The organism is Streptococcus sp. GMD1S (genome assembly GCF_000296875.1).
In the GTDB taxonomy this organism is placed as follows: domain Bacteria; phylum Bacillota; class Bacilli; order Lactobacillales; family Streptococcaceae; genus Streptococcus.
Genome location: NZ_AJQY01000365.1, coordinates 1 through 1,297 on the forward strand (window position 1 = coordinate 1; position 1,297 = coordinate 1,297).

Below are 1,297 nucleotides of genomic sequence, written 5' to 3' on the forward strand. Positions count from 1 at the left end.
GGATAAGGCTTTAATCATTTGTTCCAACTCATGGGATTTCACTTGGCAATCTTCTGCCGCCATTTCTTCCCATGGCATCCACCAGACTGGCCCACGGCCATTCAATCCATGACCCTTCATATCACCTGTTCTTCGTGGAAAGAGATGCCAATGAGCGTGGGCATCACCATTTCCTAGGAGTTCAATATTCATCTTTTCAGCCTCAAATACTTTGGCGACTGCTTCTTGGACCAAACTCATTTCCTCTAAAAAGCGAAGTTTTACAGAAGTCTCCATATGGTGGAGTTCTGTGACATGCTCTTTTGCCAGAAATAAGGTATAGCCCTTAAAGTATTGGTGATCTCCAATAACAACATAGCCTGTTTCTAGTTCTTTTACAAAGTAGGGATTTTCCCCTGCCTTGATCCATTCAATTCTTTGACAAATCAAGCACATATTATTCTACCAAGGTGCTCTTGAGATAGGCGTCTACCATACGCTCTGTCGCCACGACCGAATCAATATGTGTTCGTTCGTAAGAGTGACTGGACTCAATACCAGCTCCAAGGAGGGCGTGTTTGACCTCTGCTCCTGCTGACATAGCCGCTGAAGCATCCGAACCGTAAAATGGATAAATGTCGAGCTTAAAAGGAATATCTTGCTCCTTCGCCAAAGTTACCAAGTGTTGACGGAAGTCATAGTGATAGGGACCTGAAGCGTCCTTGACACAGATAGAAACTGTATACTCATCCGTCTGCTGGTCATCGCCCATAGCTCCCATATCCACAGCTAGATATTCCACTACCTGAGCTGGAATATTGGAGTTGGCACCGTGACCAACCTCTTCGAAGACTGAAAAAGCAAAATGAGTTGTTACTGGCAATGCAATCCCCTCTTCCTTATAAACACGAAGAAGATTGAGCAAAATTGCTGCGCTGACCTTGTCATCCAAATGACGGGACTTGATAAAACCAGTCTCTGTCACGACAGTTCGCGGGTCAAAACTGATAAAGTCGCCAACCTCGATGCCCAAGGCGCGCGTTTCCTTTTCATTGGTTACTTTTTCGTCCAAACGCACTTCCATATTGTCCTGTGTGCGTTCAGCAGTTCCTGCATCTTTGTAGACATGGCAAGAAGTTTGATGGATGAGGATGGTCCCAGATACCGTTTGACCTGTGCTAGCCACATGAACCGTACAGTTCTCCCCTTCAATCATGTTCCAAGGGAAACCACCGATACGATCCAATTTGAGACGGCCATCTGGTTTGACAGCACGGACAATAGCACCCAGCGTATCCACATGGGCAGTCACATAGCG

The 1,297-nt window shown here is 46.0% G+C and carries 2 protein-coding genes; both read right to left on the reverse strand.

Annotated elements, in window-relative coordinates:
- Positions 1-435: HIT family protein (locus GMD1S_RS10350; RefSeq protein WP_000335634.1), on the reverse strand; the 435-nt coding region annotated here is incomplete at its 3' end.
- 1 nt (position 436) lies between these two features.
- A partial coding sequence (locus tag GMD1S_RS10355) for a M42 family metallopeptidase (protein WP_000308986.1) occupies positions 437-1,297 on the reverse strand: 861 nt, incomplete at its 5' end.